The 15601-nt window shown below is 60.9% G+C and carries 15 protein-coding genes and 3 pseudogenes; 2 read left to right on the plus strand and 16 right to left on the minus strand.

Going from position 1 to position 15601, the window contains the following annotated elements; genetic code table 11:
* Positions 1-222 precede the first annotated feature (222 nt).
* From BHMPCIPO_RS23575 to BHMPCIPO_RS33010, 15 genes and pseudogenes are all read right to left on the minus strand, one after another.
* Positions 223-1290, minus strand: coding sequence for a c-type cytochrome (locus tag BHMPCIPO_RS23575; protein WP_246304519.1), 1068 nt, complete (start codon positions 1288-1290; stop codon positions 223-225).
* Positions 1290-1928, minus strand: a complete 639-nt coding sequence (locus tag BHMPCIPO_RS23580) for a cytochrome c oxidase assembly protein (RefSeq protein ID WP_173519222.1) — start codon at positions 1926-1928, stop codon at positions 1290-1292. The genes BHMPCIPO_RS23575 and BHMPCIPO_RS23580 overlap by 1 nt, the downstream gene beginning before the upstream one ends.
* Entirely contained in the window at positions 1925-2305 is a 381-nt protein-coding gene (locus tag BHMPCIPO_RS23585) for a hypothetical protein (RefSeq protein ID WP_173519223.1), read from the minus strand. Before BHMPCIPO_RS23585 ends, BHMPCIPO_RS23580 begins: the two co-directional genes overlap by 4 nt.
* Positions 2305-4821: a cytochrome c oxidase subunit I gene (gene ctaD, locus BHMPCIPO_RS23590; protein WP_173519224.1), complete on the minus strand. Its 2517-nt coding sequence runs from the start codon at positions 4819-4821 to the stop codon at positions 2305-2307. Before ctaD ends, BHMPCIPO_RS23585 begins: the two co-directional genes overlap by 1 nt.
* Entirely contained in the window at positions 4818-5732 is a 915-nt protein-coding gene (coxB, locus tag BHMPCIPO_RS23595) for a cytochrome c oxidase subunit II (protein ID WP_312033058.1), read from the minus strand. Before coxB ends, ctaD begins: the two co-directional genes overlap by 4 nt.
* 275 nt (positions 5733-6007) lie before the next feature.
* Entirely contained in the window at positions 6008-6115 is a 108-nt protein-coding gene (locus tag BHMPCIPO_RS33705) for a CHRD domain-containing protein (protein WP_312033073.1), read from the minus strand.
* Entirely contained in the window at positions 6069-6497 is a 429-nt protein-coding gene (locus tag BHMPCIPO_RS23600) for a CHRD domain-containing protein (RefSeq protein WP_312033059.1), read from the minus strand. The genes BHMPCIPO_RS33705 and BHMPCIPO_RS23600 overlap by 47 nt, the downstream gene beginning before the upstream one ends.
* A 124-nt stretch (positions 6498-6621) precedes the next feature.
* A complete protein-coding gene (locus tag BHMPCIPO_RS23605; RefSeq protein ID WP_173519226.1) occupies positions 6622-8571 on the minus strand; it encodes a protein-L-isoaspartate(D-aspartate) O-methyltransferase in 1950 nt (649 codons plus the stop codon).
* Between the two features lie 82 nt (positions 8572-8653).
* Complete coding sequence (locus tag BHMPCIPO_RS23610; protein ID WP_173519227.1) at positions 8654-8863, minus strand: hypothetical protein; 210 nt, start codon at positions 8861-8863, stop codon at positions 8654-8656.
* A gap of 68 nt (positions 8864-8931) precedes the next feature.
* Positions 8932-9054, minus strand: a pseudogene (locus BHMPCIPO_RS32605) (ATP-binding protein); the annotation flags it as partial.
* Positions 9055-9070: 16 nt separating this feature from the next.
* Positions 9071-10294: pseudogene (locus BHMPCIPO_RS23615) on the minus strand (PQQ-dependent sugar dehydrogenase).
* Positions 10295-10485: 191 nt separating this feature from the next.
* Entirely contained in the window at positions 10486-11421 is a 936-nt protein-coding gene (locus tag BHMPCIPO_RS23620; protein WP_173519228.1) for a DUF3618 domain-containing protein, read from the minus strand.
* Positions 11418-11837 carry a phage holin family protein gene (locus BHMPCIPO_RS23625; protein ID WP_173519229.1) on the minus strand — a complete coding sequence of 140 codons (420 nt, stop codon included), beginning with the start codon at positions 11835-11837 and terminating at the stop codon, positions 11418-11420. Before BHMPCIPO_RS23625 ends, BHMPCIPO_RS23620 begins: the two co-directional genes overlap by 4 nt.
* On the minus strand, positions 11830-12417 hold the full coding sequence (locus BHMPCIPO_RS23630; RefSeq protein ID WP_173519230.1) for a nutrient deprivation-induced protein: 588 nt from the start codon (positions 12415-12417) through the stop codon (positions 11830-11832). Before BHMPCIPO_RS23630 ends, BHMPCIPO_RS23625 begins: the two co-directional genes overlap by 8 nt.
* A 452-nt stretch (positions 12418-12869) precedes the next feature.
* Positions 12870-13267 (minus strand): annotated as a pseudogene (locus tag BHMPCIPO_RS33010) (glycogen debranching protein GlgX); the annotation flags it as partial.
* 530 nt (positions 13268-13797) lie between these two features.
* Between BHMPCIPO_RS33010 and BHMPCIPO_RS23635 the strand changes: the two are divergent.
* Positions 13798-14433, plus strand: a complete 636-nt coding sequence (locus tag BHMPCIPO_RS23635; protein ID WP_376741688.1) for a UdgX family uracil-DNA binding protein — start codon at positions 13798-13800, stop codon at positions 14431-14433.
* Positions 14434-14533: 100 nt separating this feature from the next.
* The gene (locus tag BHMPCIPO_RS33015) at positions 14534-14845 is read left to right on the plus strand and encodes a glycogen/starch synthase (RefSeq protein WP_512698617.1); all 312 of its coding nucleotides are present in this window, start codon (positions 14534-14536) and stop codon (positions 14843-14845) included.
* Here the strand turns inward: BHMPCIPO_RS33015 and BHMPCIPO_RS23645 are convergent.
* Positions 14785-15444: a BON domain-containing protein gene (locus tag BHMPCIPO_RS23645; RefSeq protein WP_173520160.1), complete on the minus strand. Its 660-nt coding sequence runs from the start codon at positions 15442-15444 to the stop codon at positions 14785-14787. The two genes, BHMPCIPO_RS33015 and BHMPCIPO_RS23645, sit on opposite strands and share 61 nt — an antisense overlap.
* Positions 15445-15601: the final 157 nt, after the last annotated feature.

The raw sequence follows: 15601 nt of genomic DNA on the forward strand, positions 1-15601 counted from the left end.
CTCGAGGAACTCAGGGACGCACGCCGCCAGGAGCGCGCGTTTGAGCGGAGGCGAAACGATCAAACCGGCAAGTCGTCTTCGCGCCCCGCCTCCCGACTCCGCAACGGGACCTAAGGGATTTTGGCAGTGCGACGGACGTCCACGCAAGGAGCAGCGACCAGAAGCTCTTTCATGCTTGAGCCCTTCGATATTCCATCAATACGATCCCAGACTCCACCTGTCTCAATCGCCCGGAGACAACGTTGAGAAATAGGTCGTGACGTTTTCGATATCGGCGTCGGACAGGGATTTTGCGGCATTCTCCATCAGGGGACTAAACCGGGTTCCTCCCCGCCTGCCTTCCCGAAACAGACGCAATTGTGCCGAGATATACGCCGCAGATTGCCCCGCGAGTCTAGGATAGGCCGGGCTACGCTTCGCGCTGGCGTGGCAGCCAAGACAGGCCGGCACTCTTTCTACCGGGCGGCCGTGCCGCGCAATCTGTTCACCACGGCGGAAACGCTCCTCTTCGCCCCTCGCCGGCGCGACAGCACGCGGCAGCTCTGCGAAATGGCGCGCGAGAGCCGTCAGACGCGCGTAATCTATGGCCTGGACGGGAAGGGTCATCATGCCGCTCGGTCGGCGGCCCTCAGCATAGGCGCGCAAGCTTTCAAGCAAGTAAACCTCGTTCTGCCCCGCGAGTACGGGCGTCGATGGACTTCGGCCCATTCCATCGACGCCGTGGCATCGGTTGCATTCGGCGAGGGCTTCTTCAATCCCGGTCGCATGCATGGGCGGTGATGGTTTGCCGTCATAAGCGAGCCTGCGATAGGTCGTCGCATCCATGGCCGGAAGCGCGCGCAAGAATACGACCATCGCCCAGACCTCGTCGTCGCGTGCTTGGGTTGGCCAGGCCGGCATACCCGTGAAACGCACGCCGTGCTTCACGATCCGAAAGAGTTCCCTGTCCTTCCATTTTCCGACGACGTCCGCGAGGTCTGGTGGACGTGGCAACATAGCCAGTGCTGCCGGCGAGCGCGGCTCGCCCGGGGCACCATGACAGATGGCGCAGCCGCGCGCGAAGTGCCCCCCCGCCGGTTGCAGGCCTTCCCGCGGCAGCCTGTCTGGCACATCGACCGTAAAGGCATAGGTGCGGACCGCCGAGCGCATCGCGAAATGCAGAAACCATTCGGTGATCTTCCAATGGCCGGTAGACGCTCCAACGTTGAAGAAACCGATCCAGGTCGCGAAGAACACGACGATCGGCAGGATCGCGAGCCCGATGGCCAGGTGTTTCCATCGAACGTGCATCAGGCAATCCTCCGGCATGGCTCCGCCAGCAGCCCTGCCAATAGTGCGACACCGCCCGCGAGATAGACGGCTGCGCCCACCAACAGCATGACGACGGCACCGAGTTGCTGATCCTGCAGCGCCGTGAGGGTCGTCCCAAGACAGCTGGCATCGCCGGAGCCATAGAGAGGACGCGGGCTCAGTGCGAGAAGGGCGCCGAGCAGCGTCATATGAATGGTGGTGAGCAGCAGACCGAAGGCACCGGCGGCCCGATGCGAAGACGCGTTGGTGCTTCCGGCCGCAAGACACGAAAGCCAGAGGAACAGGCCCGCTACGAGGAAACACGCCTGTTCTGCCGCCGTACCCCACGCCGAGCTTTCCGCCCACCGGCGTGCGGCCGGTGCATGCCACCCCCAGACGACGGCGAGCTCGATAAGCGAACCGATAATCGGCAACCCGATGAGCATCGAGTTACCTGATGCCTTCGACAGGACTAGGCGAGACGCAAGACCGAACGCGATCAGCGGTGCGGCGACCGCGACCACGCCCATATGCGCCAGCATGTTGGCGGTAACGGAACCGCGCCACGCGCTCACCAGCGGCCCTAGCCAGATCAGAGCCACCACCAGAATGCCAAGGGCGAGATAGAATAACCTCATCGCAGGCACTCCGTCATGAACATCGCCGGCAGGGCCGTCATCACCACGGCAACGAAGCTCAGGCCCGAGAGCAGCAGCGTGGCAAACCCCTGGAACAAGATCCGATCGTGGCGCGTCGGATCGTCATGTGGTGGATCGTGGGCGCCGAAACCCCACTGTCGCCAGGCGAGAAGAGCCGAAAGAGTGATTGCCACCAGCGTGGCGCCCGTGACGAGGGCGATGCCGAGACGCAATGAGCCGAACTCGAAGCTCAATAGTCCCGGTTTGGCACAGAAAATCGCGACGCTGACATAACAGATAAGGAAGTGCCCGGCCCAAACTACGGGCGCCGTGAACAAGGTCCAAAGGGAATCGACCTCTTTCGGCAGCAGGCGCATCACAGAACCTCCGGAAACAGACCGATCACGATGAAGGTGACGACCGCGGTGATCGCCATGAAATGCCAGTAAAGCGCGACGTTGCCGATATCCATGTCATGATCCTTCGTCAGGCGGCCGGCAAAGTGGCGGGCAAGGCAATAAGCAAGCATCACGGCGCCCGTCGCGGCATGAACCAGGGTCCAGGCGGTCAGCAGCCAGACAATGGCCGCATACACATGCGCCCTCGGATCCATGCCGTACTGCCAGGGTCCTGCGAATCCAGCCGTCGAGGCGACGACGGCAAGCACCACCCCCACCGCCAGAACGGCACGCGTGAGGATGATACTCCCTCGACCATTGAGATGCCTTGCCATGAGTACCATGAGCCAGGCGGCGACGAAGAGTGCGGCCGACAATAACGGCCACTTCATCCCCGGACCGATGACGCCCGCGGTGAAGTCGTCGTGGATCGTCCAATAGAAGAAATAGCCGAAAACCAGGCTGGCAAAGGCGGTGCTGTCGCCGACCATGGTGATGAACATCGCCCACCAACCGACAGAAGGCGGCCCGGATGTGTACAACGGCAATGTAAGCCCGACCCCGACTTCCTTCTCCGCCTTCTCGGGAATTTCAGCTGTGCCGGTCCACAGCCAGTAAACGATCGCGCAGAAGCAGACGGTCGCCGCAACCATCGTCGCGATCCACCATTTGAAGGTCAGTGCAACGAACACCGCCCCGAGCGAGAGGGCCGAGATGATGGTAACATAGGATGTGCCGCCAACCCTCAGAACCTGTTCCGGCCTTGCATCGAGCACCGAGGTGACCAACCCTTCACGACGGCCCTCCTCGGCGTCCGGAAGGTACCAGCGCCCTTCGCCGATTTGACGGGCGAGTGCAGGCTGATCCCAGAGGGGATAGCGGCTCGCAACGAAAGGGATCGAGCGCACGCCCCAGTTTTCTTTGGGTTCGCTGATCCATTCGAGGGTTCCGGCATTCCAAGGATTTTGCTCTCCTCGGCGCTGCCGGTGTTTAGGGCGGAGGACGTCGAGCACGACGAGTGAGATGCCGGCCGCGAACACGAAAGCGCCGAGGGTCGAGATGAGGTTCAGCCCGTTCCAGCCAACATCGTCCGGATAGGTGAAGACCCGGCGCGGCATGCCGAGCAGACCAGTCAGGTGCATGGGAAAGAAGGAGACGTTGAAGCCGGCAAACATCAGCCAGAAGGCGATGCGGCCGAGCCGGTCGGACAAGTGTTTCGCATCGATCAACGGATAGTAATAGTAAATGCCGGCGATGACCGGAAACAACATTCCTCCAATCAGCACATAGTGCAGATGGGCGACGATGAAATAAGTGTCATGCGCCTGCCAGTCGAAGGGGGCCACCGCTACCATCACGCCAGTCAGCCCGCCAATGACAAAGATGATGATGCCGCCCATTCCGAAGAGCATCGGCGTCGAGGGAATGACGCGGCCGGCAAGCATTGTCGCGATGAAGACGAATATCTGCACCGCAGTCGGGATCGCCACCGCCTCGGACGCTGCCGAGAAAAACGCGAGCGATATTTGCGGCAGGCCGGTCGCGAACATGTGGTGCACCCACAGGCCGAAGGATAGAAAGCCGGTGCCGACCGCAGCAAGTACAATCCAGGAGTAGCCGACGATCGGCCTTTGCGCAAAGGTCGGTACGATCATCGCCATCAGCGCGATAGATGGAAGGAAGATGATGTAGACCTCCGGATGGCCGAAGATCCAGAACAGGTGCTGCCAAAGCAAGGGGTCGCCGCCGCGCGCCGGATCGAAAAACGGCCAATCGAACATGCGTTGCAGCTCGAACAATATGTCGCCCGCGATCAGCGGCGGGAAGGCGAACAGGATCATGCCGGCGACAATGAGCAGATACCAGGCAAACAGCGGCATCAGGTTGATGCGCATGCCGGGTGCGCGACACTTCATGATGCCAACGATAAGTTCGACGGCCGCCGCGATCGAGGCGACTTCGATGAAAGAAAGGCCCAGCAACCAGATGTCGGCGCCGATGCCGGAGAGGTTCTCGTCGGTCGCGAGCGGCGGATACATGAACCAGCCCGAGGACGGCGCGGCATCAAAGAAAATCGAGCCACAGACAAAAATTCCGCCGAGCAAAAAGCTCCAGAAGCCGAAGGCTCCAAGCCGCGGAAACGGTAGCTCGCGGGCGCCGAGCATCGGGGGCAGCAGAAAAATCGCAACGGCCTCGAAGATCGGCACGGCGAACAGGAACATCATCACCGTGCCGTGCAGCGTGAAGGCCTGACTATAGAAATCGGCCGAGATTAAGTCGTTGCCTGGCACGGCGAGTTGCGCGCGCATGATCAACGCCAGCACACCAGCGAAAAGCAAGAAGATGAAGGCGGTTGCCGCGTACCACAGGCCGATCTGCGTGTTGTTGACGCTTGTCCAGTACCGCCAGCCGCCAGGGTTTGCCCACACCTTGCGCAGGCGCGCCGCTTGCGCGTCGCCCTCATCGTCCTGAAGGCGGTCGCTCGGACGGATCATTCCAGCCTCTTCAGCCAAACGGCGATGGCGCGGATATCCTCCTGCGGCAGCATGGAGAAAGCCGGCATGTTCGCGCCGGGCTTGATCGCGTCCGGCGCAGCGATGAAGCGGGCAATGTTATCCTCGGTGTTGGCGATGATTCCGGCGGCCAGCATCTGTCGCGAGCCAAGATGCGACAGGTCGGGCCCAAGCGTACCGGACGCCTCGGTTCCCGCTACCCGATGGCAGGAACCGCAGCCATGGTGCACAAAGAGCGCTCCGCCCTCGCCGCCGGCGTTGATGGAGGCTTTCGCCTCGGTCATAAGCCAGGCGTCAAATGCAGCCGGCTCCATCACCACGGCGGTAAGTGCCATCAGAGCATGCGAGCTGCCACAATATTCGGCGCAAGCACCGCGAAAGACGCCGGGCTTGTCTGCCAGCAGCGAGAGGCGGTTTGCTCGACCGGGGATCATATCCATCTTGCCCCCGAGCGAGGGTATCCAGAAGGAATGGATGACATCGTCGCTCTTCAGTGAAAACTCGATCCGGCTGCCCACCGGCAGCCGTATCTCGTTGGCGGCCAAGATCGGCGGACCCGAGCGGTGATAGGCCACCTGCCACCAATATTGCCTGCCGGTGACCTCGATGCGCAGCGCGGCCTCGCTGGCTGTCGCAAAGGGCCGCAGCGATGGCATCAGCCAGAAAGCATAGCCAAGCAGAGTGATGAGCGTGACGGACGGAAAAACGGCGCCGCCCCAGAAGATCAGCCGGCTTGCGGATTGCTCGGCAACGACTGCTCGACCTTGGCGCATCGCGAACCAGAGGATCGAGGCGACCCCAAGCCATACCGCGCCGCCGGTGAGGACCATGGCCACGAACAGTGTCGATATGGCGCGAGCCTCCGCCCCGGCGGGATCCAGCGCAGACTGCACGCCTTGGCAGCCGACCAGCATCGGCAATGTCGCAAGCAGGCGGTACGGATGCGCAGGAAACGCCCCTCGCCCTTCACTCTTAGTGCACGTGATGGTTTCCTTTCCGATTCCAATTCACGCGTAACCCAAAGCGCAGCGGAAGGTTCCATTTGATCCGAGCATTGGCTGTTGTTCGCAGGCCCCACACTGGCAAGGACGGCACGCCCTCGCAAACCTGGACGAAGCTGACGTCCGGCCGAGTGCGTAAGGCCTCATGCGTGCCCATGAAGGCCCGATCAGGCCGCCGCTAATTGTGCCTTTTCCACCTGCCCTCGGATTTCTCCGTCGGGGAATTTTTCAGCGTGGATGTTCAGATACCACTTTCCGGCTTGCAGATCCGCGATCTGCTCGTCCGGGATCTCCGCCGATCCAGTCTCCATGGCGCTCGAAATATCGACGACCGCCGGACGCTGCAGGACCATGAAAATGAGCCGCCGTGGCGTCGTCGGATGAGCCGCTGGAGGTGACGGTCCAGGTCAGCTTCTTACTATCCGTGTCGAGAATGACATCACCGGCTGCCTTCCCCACGCCTTCGTTCGGCGGCGCCTCGCTGGATCCCGCAAGAGTAGCCTTGAACTTCAAGGTTTCGGCTGCTGCTTCGCTCGCGAGCAAAGCACCGATGAGAGCAAATCCGGTCACAAGACATTTCGCGCAGGTCGGTCTCATCTCACATCCTCCAAAGCTGAAATGTTCCAGGTCCGCCTCCGGCACGCGTTTCGTGATCATGCGGCTCGCCGGCAAATGAGTCTCCTGTGCGGTCTTTTAGCGATTATCAGCAACGGTCCGGAACACCGTCGATCCGCGCGCCGTGCGTCACGGGAGCATGATTGTTTCTGCCCGGCGGCTGAGCTCATAGACCGAACGGGAACGTGTCGGGCACGCCGCGGCGTACGCCATCTCCATCGATCGGCGTGATCGCCTCGCTGCGGTCGAACCAGACGAAGGCATCGAAGGCCAGAGGGAGAGCAACTTCCATGTAATGGCTGCGCAACTCGGTTTCGCGTCGATAGACGACGCCGATGAAACGCTGAAGCCTGGAGGTCGAGAGCTCGGATTTGAGCGCCTCGTCGGCGATGAAGTCGAAGAGTGCCGGTGAGACGCCGGCGTCGTGGAAAATCCGCTCGTAACTTGCGGAATGCGCCGGAGCAACGGACATCGTCTCCGACGGCCTGTTCCAATCGTGCGCGGCTGTCACTGTCCCTTCATAGCTCCCAAATCCGACAATCGCGCATTCGGCACCGTGGCCCTCGCGGCATAGCTGCCCCAGACTGAGCTCGTCGCGAGACGCACCCATCTCCGTGTGGCGCGCGTCGGCGACATGGGAATTGTGCGCCCAGACAACCGCCTTCTCCTTAGCGCCGAGCAGACGTTCGAGGGTGTCGAACATCTGCCGATCCCTCAGATTCCAGGCGGAGGCGTTGCCGTAATACATGATGCGGTAGTAGTGCTCGGCGGCCGCAACGAGCCTGGCATTCTGTTGAGCATCGAAAAACGCGCCGACGTCAGCGCTTTCGTAGTCGAGGCGTCTTGCGAGAAGGTCGCGGCACTGCTGGATCACGGCGTCTTCGCATGCCTTGTAGGCCTTGGTCAGGACAGCGCGCCCATAGGTCGACGGTTCGTTCTGCCAAGGGGTGAGACAACCATACCGCTCGCGCGCAACGGCCGCAGCGCGGGGATCTATCTTCTCGAGGTAGGTGATGACAGCGTCGATTGCGCCATGCATGTTGTAGATGTCGAGGCCGCGGAAACGGCAGCGATCGGCCTCAGCACGCCCGATATTGAACCCCTTCAGCCAGGTGAGAAGCTCGGAGGTTTCGCGGTTGCGCCACATCCACCGCGGGAACCTCTGAAACGCTACTGGCTCCTTCTGCGGATGTGGACGGTCGCAGACGAAGCGGTCGACGATTGCAGCATCCGGCCAATCCGCCTCTACGGCGACGATACGAAAACCGTGTGCCTCGACGAGTCGTTTGGTGACTGCCGCGCGGGCGCGGTAAAACTCGGACGTTCCATGCGTGGACTCGCCCAACAACACGATACGGTGTTCAGCGAGCCGATCGAACATGGTACCGAATAGCGGATCATCGAGCGCGGGAAGCGCCGTCGCGGAATTTGCTACCAGCAACGACAGGGCGCGCGCGTGCTGGGTTGAGTTCTCATTCCATCCATGCCGGCCGATGAGCGGTACGAACATGACCCTGCCAAGATCGTCTTGCGAGAAGGTGGTGGCGGATGTCCTGACGATCCGAATGAGATGCTGCCTGTCTTCGCTGCCGATCGGAATGATCAGGCGGCCGCCCAGTTCGAGTTGTTCTTTCAACGGTTCGGGGATAGATGGCGCACTCGCGGCAACGATAATCGCATCGAACGGGGCTGCCTCCGGCCAACCTCCGGTTCCGTCCACGATGTGGACACTCACATTGTCGTAGCCGAGTTGCGAGAGCCGTTCGCGTGCGGCCTCTCCCAGTCGGCGATTGCGCTCGACCGTGTGAACCTCGCGAACGAGTTCCGCGAGTACGGCTGCCGCATAGCCCGATCCTGTCCCCACCTCGAGCACCTTGTCCTCGGGGCCAATCCGTGCGTGCTGGATCATGGCGGCCACGATGAAGGGCTGGGAAATCGTCTGGCCGAATCCGATGGTCAGTGGCGCATCTTCGTAGGCGAACTCGGCAAGGTCCGGGGCAACGAAAGACTCTCGCCGGACCTTGCCCATGGCCGCCAGGACGCCGGGATCCGTAATCCCTCTTCGCGACAGTTGGTTCTTGATCATTCGGGCCCGCGAGAACTCGAAGTCGAGCATGCTGCCTCCGACTGCTGCGACACTACTGCGACGATCAAACCAAGAAAGAGCGCGATCGTTCCGGAAACGGACAAGAGCGCCACTAGCGCAAAGTACGCTCCTTGATCGGCTTGCGCGTCTCGGCTGCCTTCTTCGGCGAGGCAGTGCGATCCGCCTTGGAGCTACGAACGGAGGCGTCTACGCCGATCTGCCCGCCCTTCTGGGGCGATGTGTTGCTATCGGCTTCCCCGCGACCATGATCGCTCTTGCGCTGCTGTTTGCCGGTGTTCGTCGGCTTGTCTCTGAGGGGCATTGCCCACCTCCTTTTTTTTAAGCCGATCGAACCGCCGTTTCGATACATCGCAGAACAGTGGCGGCCGCTCACGGTGCATGAGGCCCGGAGCGGCACCTCTCGCGGTCCCGGTAGCTGTCGCCTCGGATGGTGATCACCGTCCAGTGGTGAAGCCAGCGGTCCAATATTGCCGTGGCAACGACAGGGTCTCCGGAGCACCCATATCCCTCAATTGCGTCGACTTACGCGCCAGATGACGTTGCCGACGTCGTTCGCCACAAGCAGTGCGCCGCTTTTGTCGATCGCCACGCCGGCCGGACGCCCCATCGCCTTGTTGTCGCGGCCGATAAAGCCGGTGAGGACATCCTGTGGCCTGCCACTGGGCTTGCCGTTGCGGAAGGGCACGAAGACGACTTTGTAGCCGCTGTAGACGCTCCGGTTCCAAGAGCCATGCTGACCGACGAATGCCCCGTTGCGGTAGCGTGGGCCGAGTGAAGCGCCTTTGGAGAAGGTCAGGCCCAGCGAGGCCGTGTGCGAACCCAGGGCATAGTCGGGCTTGATGGCCTTGGCAACGAGATCCGGCCGCTGAGGCTTGACCCGGGTGTCAACTTTTCCGCCGAAATAGCTGTACGGCCAGCCGTAAAAGCCTCCATCGCGGACGGAGGTCATGTAATCGGGCACGAGATCGTCACCGATCTCGTCCCGTTCGTTGACGGCGACCCAGAGTGCGCCACTTTGCGGATTCCAGGAGAGGCCATTCGGATTGCGCAGGCCCGAGGCGAAAACGCGCGTGCGGCGGCTTGCGCGGTCAACCTCGAGAACCGCGGCTCGGTTCGTCTCCCCCTCCATACCCTTTTTCGCCGACATTGCTGTTCGAGCCGACAGCCACGTAAAGTTTGCGTCCGTCTGGGCTGGCGATGACGTCCTTGGTCCAATGGTGGTTGAGATCGCCCGCCGGCAGATCGACGATCTTTTGCGCCGGAACGGTTATTCGAGTCCGGCCGTTCATATAGGGGAAGGCGACGAGGGCATCGGGGTTGGCGACATAGAGCGTGCCGTTCGATTGGTTGCTGTGCGCCGGCACGCTTCATTGCGGCGCCTATGACCAGCTTGCGAAGACTGAAGCCGCCCCCCTTCTTTTCCGGCGCATTGCTTTCAGCGACCAGCACATCGCCATTGGGCAGGACGTGCAGCCAGCGCGGGTGATCGAGACCGGCGGCGAAGGCCTTGACCCTCAAGCCCTTCGCCGGCGTCGGCGCCGCCAGCCTTTCGCCTCGGCAATGCGGATCGTGGGGATCAGCGTCGATCGCGGCTTTGGCAGCGTCGGGTTCGGGCCGTAGCTGCCATTGGCCGCAATTGCCCCTGTCTTCTCAGAGGAATTGGCGACACAGCCCGTGACAAGGGCCCTATGAAGGTAACGATGATCAAGAGTCGCGGGAAACCGGTATTCATCGGATGTCCTCCGAACGGAATGGATCATCGCCGGTTCGGATGTCCGCTTTTCTCCGCTTCCGTGGCCGCATCGTGTCTCGCTGACAAGACGGTCTCCTGGGATCGCCCGCATTTCGTCGTCACGATGAACCGGCATGTCACCAAGCCCTGAATAATGTCCATGTTTGCGCGGGTCCATACTAGATTGAGCGTCATCCAGGAGAATGCGCCTCACTCGCCTTCGCTGTATCATCCAGAACTCCCTCGGCGCCTTCGATTGCCCCTTCTGCTGCGGCATCGGCCGTGGCCGCGAGGTGATCGCGGACTCTGTCCGACGCCTCGCCGGCGGCCTCATCCTCTAGCGCTGTCGCAGGCAATGCAGCGCCAATCGCCGCACCGATCGCAAACGCCAACGCACCTCCCACCAGCGGCTGGTCGCGAAAGTTCTTGAGAATGGCCGCATTTAGCTGTGCGCTGCGAGCTTGCGCTGATTGGCCGACATCGCGAGCACTATCTGCCACCGCCCGGCCGGCGTCCGCAACGGTACCAGAAATGCCGCCCGCCGCGCCCTTTATCTCTCGCCACGTTGCCGACGCCCAGCCGGAGGCTTCATCGAACAACTTGCCTGTTTCATCACGGATATCCTCGATCGGCCGTCCGGTAACGTCGGCGAAGCCACGGTAGACGGTGCCACTGGGATCGACGAAATGACCGGCCCTGCGGCCAGCGGCATCGGTGCGGGCTCGAAAGCGACTGCCACTTTCGTCTTCGAAGTGGCTGTACCGCTCGCCAAAATTCGCCTCGACCGGGCCAACACGCCGCAAGTTGCCTTTGACGGACGCGAGTGGATAGTTGTCGAAACCATTATCGGGGGCTGAAGCATGAGGTGCGCGGGAGGCGGGATCCGCGAGTAGCCAGGCTAGGCCGATGCCCGTCAGAGCTACCGGGATAGGATTTGCCTTCATTGCGCCAGCGAGATTGGTGAGAAATTCAGCTCCTCCGCTCCGCCTCGCATAGGCGAAAAGTTCATCCATCAATTCGCCAGGGGACATACGCTCCTGGATAGTGTGAAGCTTGTCTTCGATCCTTTGTCGATCGGCTTCGATCTCCCGCTGTAATTCGGCAGGCGAATGCGTGTCAGCGCTCATCGTACTGTTTCCTTAGCCACATCGAGGTCGCGTTGGAGGGAAGCCGTCGTCTTGTCGAAGCGCACGCTGCGGTCGCCAAGTTTGCCAAGACTGCGCGAGATCATTGCCCAGGCGAGAAGGGCGACGAGGACACCGACGATAACCGCTGACAAGGCATTGGCGTTGGCTTCCTGCATTCCTTGTGCGACGAGAAAGGCACCGAGGCCCTGCACAACAGCACTCAGGAGCACGCCGATGGCCGCGATGGCGAAGATAAGCCCGACAAGAAGTGTTTCGAGAGCACCGATCGCCCGGTCCAGATTCTCGCTTGCCTCGGCCTTGGCAAGTTCGATTTCTTTTCGGAAAAGCCCGGATATATCTATCACCAACCCTGCCATGAGGTCGGTTAGGGAGCGGTCGTCACGGGGGTTAAGCATCGCGCAATTCCTTCTCAAAGTCCCAATCGCCTTCCTCGTCAAAGTCCCAATCGCCTTCCTTCTCGTTTGTCGGAGAGGAATTCGATCGAGCATCATCTGAAGTGCTCTGGGATCGCTGGGCCGAGGCAGACAGGAAGCGACTTGCCGCCAATCCCGCAATTGCTGCCATGCCGAGAAAGGCGAGGGGTTGCTTTCGCCCAAAATCTTCGGCCATTGCGGCTATTTCGCCGAGCTTTCGCTCCTCACAGTCGCGCGCCAGCCGTCCGATTGAGCTCCCCATTTGTTGCGTATAGCGCCCAAGCGCCGGTTGCTCCGACTGGCGGAGTTCAGATCCGACCTTCTCCATGGCGTTTGCGAGACCGCGCAGTTGGCGCGCTAGAGCGCTCTTTTCGTGATCGATGGCCTGGGCTGCGGCTACCTTCGCTTGGCTGCCTTGATCATCACCGCGTGAATCAGCCCGAGTTTCATCCGGCCTCTCGGGGAAACCATTTCTGGAGCTCGTCGCGTACCGGCCGTTCTCCTCGGACGACGACAACCTTTGCTGTTGCTGGGGTCTGGGGTCCTTTGGGTCGTCGGTCATTTGCGCCTCCTCTTCGATCGGACGGCGGCCCGATTCATTGCGCATCAAACCAACGAATTTGATCCTTGTTCCCCGGATAGGCGCAGCCTGGATCGCTTGACCAACATGCCTTGCGGAACTGCTCGGAATCGCGACCCCTCTTGAAGCGCGAGCCCAATTGGGGCGGCTCTCCGGCGACCGAAGCCCCGTATGAAGCGCCAAGACCGCTAACGCCGTCGTGGCGACGACCATGTTAGATAGCGCCTGTTGTCCGAGCAGCCTCCGGCGAAGCGTGGCCAACGAGACCAAAATTTAAGTTACGGCAGAGTCGATCTCCTTACGCGGAAGGGATACGAGCTTCCTTCGGGTTCAAGCAATTGAATGGCGCAAGATTCCCAGTTGCCGCGTCGGCTTTACGCAGTCCACGCGGCGACCATTCATCCGACACGTTGCAGAGGACATCGCCGGCACGGGATAAGGTACGGGTCTGTTGCCCCAAGGCCGAGATCGGCTTGTGGGTCGCCGAGCCGGTAGCCAAACAGCGCATCGTTCCATTGAAGCCGGCCGAATATCGCATAGGGATTCGAGTAGCAGCTTGTGTGGCTTAAAACGATAGCCGTCTGGTTCGTAGGGACCGTGGACACGATAAGCATAGATGGTCTCGGGTTCTGTTCCAGCGATAAAACCGGACCAGATGTCCCCCTCCCGGTTGGGCAGAGCGAGGCCGGCCCCTTCTTGCCGTCCGTAGAAAACAGGCAGAGTTCCACCTTTTCAGCATGCGTCGAGAAGAGCGCAAAATGGGTCGCCCGCCCGTGAATTCGGCTCCGAGTTCCGATTTAAGCGCATTCAATTCCGAAAACACGAGATCCACGTACAAGCTCTCCTGGAGTGAATTCAGGCGGGCCGCAGCTCCCAGGTGTCCGGGCGGCAACGTGTGAAGGGCCCGGGAGTGCGAACCCCGCGGGCCGATGATTGTTCCGGCAGGACCATGCCAGGAACGAACGAGTGCCTCTGAGGTTCTAATGCAGCAACAGGAACGACCCCCATGGATATACTTGAAGAACCGCGCTGGGGCGCGAGGATGCTGTCACCAGATCGAGCCCGGTTCTCTATCTGGGCCCCTGACCACAAATTCATGTGCCTGGCGCTCGGCGATCGCGTTCTCGATATGGAAGCCGAAGCGGACGGTTTGGTTTTCAGTTACTCGCCCCGCGGCCGCCGGATCACTCTATCAATTCGTCCTTCCGGAGGCGACGCACCGATGCCGTCATATGGTCAATCGGCTGGCTCGCCAGATGTGCCCTCACCGCTCCGGGGATTGTGGTGTCAGTGGACACCCAGACAGTCAGGCGGAACTAAGCGCAGAGTAGTGGCAGGTGTGCTATGCCAGGGTCAGTCACATTGAAGGCAGGCCCGGCGCTTGCTACGAAACATGCAGCTGGCGCTTCTTTAAGCGCAGTCAAGCATCAGGCACACGAATGTCAGCGTTGCGACCTCTATAAATATGCAACGCAACTCGTGTTTGGTGAAGGCCCAGATGTCGCCAAACTCGTTCTCGTTGGCGAACAACCCGGTGACAAGGAGGACGTTGCAGGGCGCCCCTTCGTTGGACCAGCTGGAACCGTTTTGACCGAATGTCTCCGGGAGGCTGGAGTCGAGCGGAAGGATTGTTATCTGACGAACGCCGTTAAACACTTCAAATATGAGCAACGCGGCAAACGCCGGCTGCATTCGAGACCGAACGCCGGTGAAGTGCAGCGCTGTGCCTGGTGGCTGGGCGCCGAGCTCGAGCAAATCCGACCGGACGTCGTTGTGGCATTAGGCGCCACGGCGGCAAGAACGCTGCTTGGCGCTGCCGTGAAAGTGACGAGAGATCGGGGAAGGCCAATTGATATCGGTCGTGGCTTCTGGCTGCTTGTGACGATACACCCGTCTTATCTCTTACGAATCCGCGATCGGGAAACTGCTGCGCGCCAACGCAGGGATTTTGTCGACGACTTGAAAACCGCGGTTAAACTTCAAACCCGGCCCGGATAACAAAAATTCGCTAAAACACCAGCATGCAGATACCTCGCCAAAACAAAAGATTCGGCGAATCCAGCCGTTCCTCGTCTGTGGCAATGGCAATGCGAGACTTTTGTCGCCGCCTTACCACCGCGACATCAGCTATCTCAAAGCAGGCCTTATGTCGGCGCATGCGATCACTGTCGTCAGTCCGACATACGCGCGCGAAATCATGTCGCCGCGGCAAGGCATGGGACTTGAGGGTGTCATCAATGTGCGTCACGACGACGTGGCAGGAATCGTGAACGGTATCGATTCGTCGAACCCCTACATACGCGCACCCTTGCGGAAGGGGGTGCAAACGGTCAGACCTAATACGGCCCCTCAAACCACTTCGTCCTGCGTTCCGGCGGTGGTCGATGAACGCACGCGCAGATTGTTCTGAACGTGCGTTACACCGGAGACCATCTCGACGCAATCCTCAGCCCGTCGCTTGTCCGATCGGCTCGACACCTCGCCCGACAGCGTCACTTCGCCGCTCGCGACGGAAACGTCGATGTCCGAAGCATCAAGCCACGGGTCGTCGGTCAGACGATCGTTCACGTCTTCTTCGATGCGCTCATCGGCGCGAGTATAGCCCTTCGGACCCTTACCGCGGAACTGGTCGGCTCTGCGCCGCGAAGCGGCCTCCTCATCGCCAAACCAGGACGCGATTTCATCGCCGGCACGGTCCATGAAGCGGCGCTCGCGCCCATAGCGATCTTCGCGCCGGGGCTCATAGCGGCCACGCTCTGAGCCATAGCGATCCTGGCCATAGCGATCTTGGTCACCATAGAGGCTGGAGCGCCCATATGACGGATAATCGAGATCATCGGTGCGCCAATCGGAGGGGGCACCCCGATCGTAATCGGAAAACTGGTAGTCGCTGTCCCCATAGGGGCGGCTCCTGAAATATCCACGCCGTTGGAGGCCATAATCATCCGGGCGCGAGTTGCCGTAGCGGCGCCCATAACGTTCTTCGCGTTCGTAGCGGTCCTGTGCCATCGATAGGTCCTCCTTATTGGCGGCTCTTGCTTGAACGGGCTCAGAACCAGCAACGGTCCTTCCTGTTCCTCTGAACGGCAACGCGAATTCAAAATTGTGCCAGTCATACCAAGGGACCTGCCTATCGCTGTCCACTGCTCCGCATCCGCCAAGTGCA

Source organism: Ensifer sesbaniae (assembly GCF_013283665.1).
GTDB lineage: Bacteria > Pseudomonadota > Alphaproteobacteria > Rhizobiales > Rhizobiaceae > Ensifer > Ensifer sesbaniae.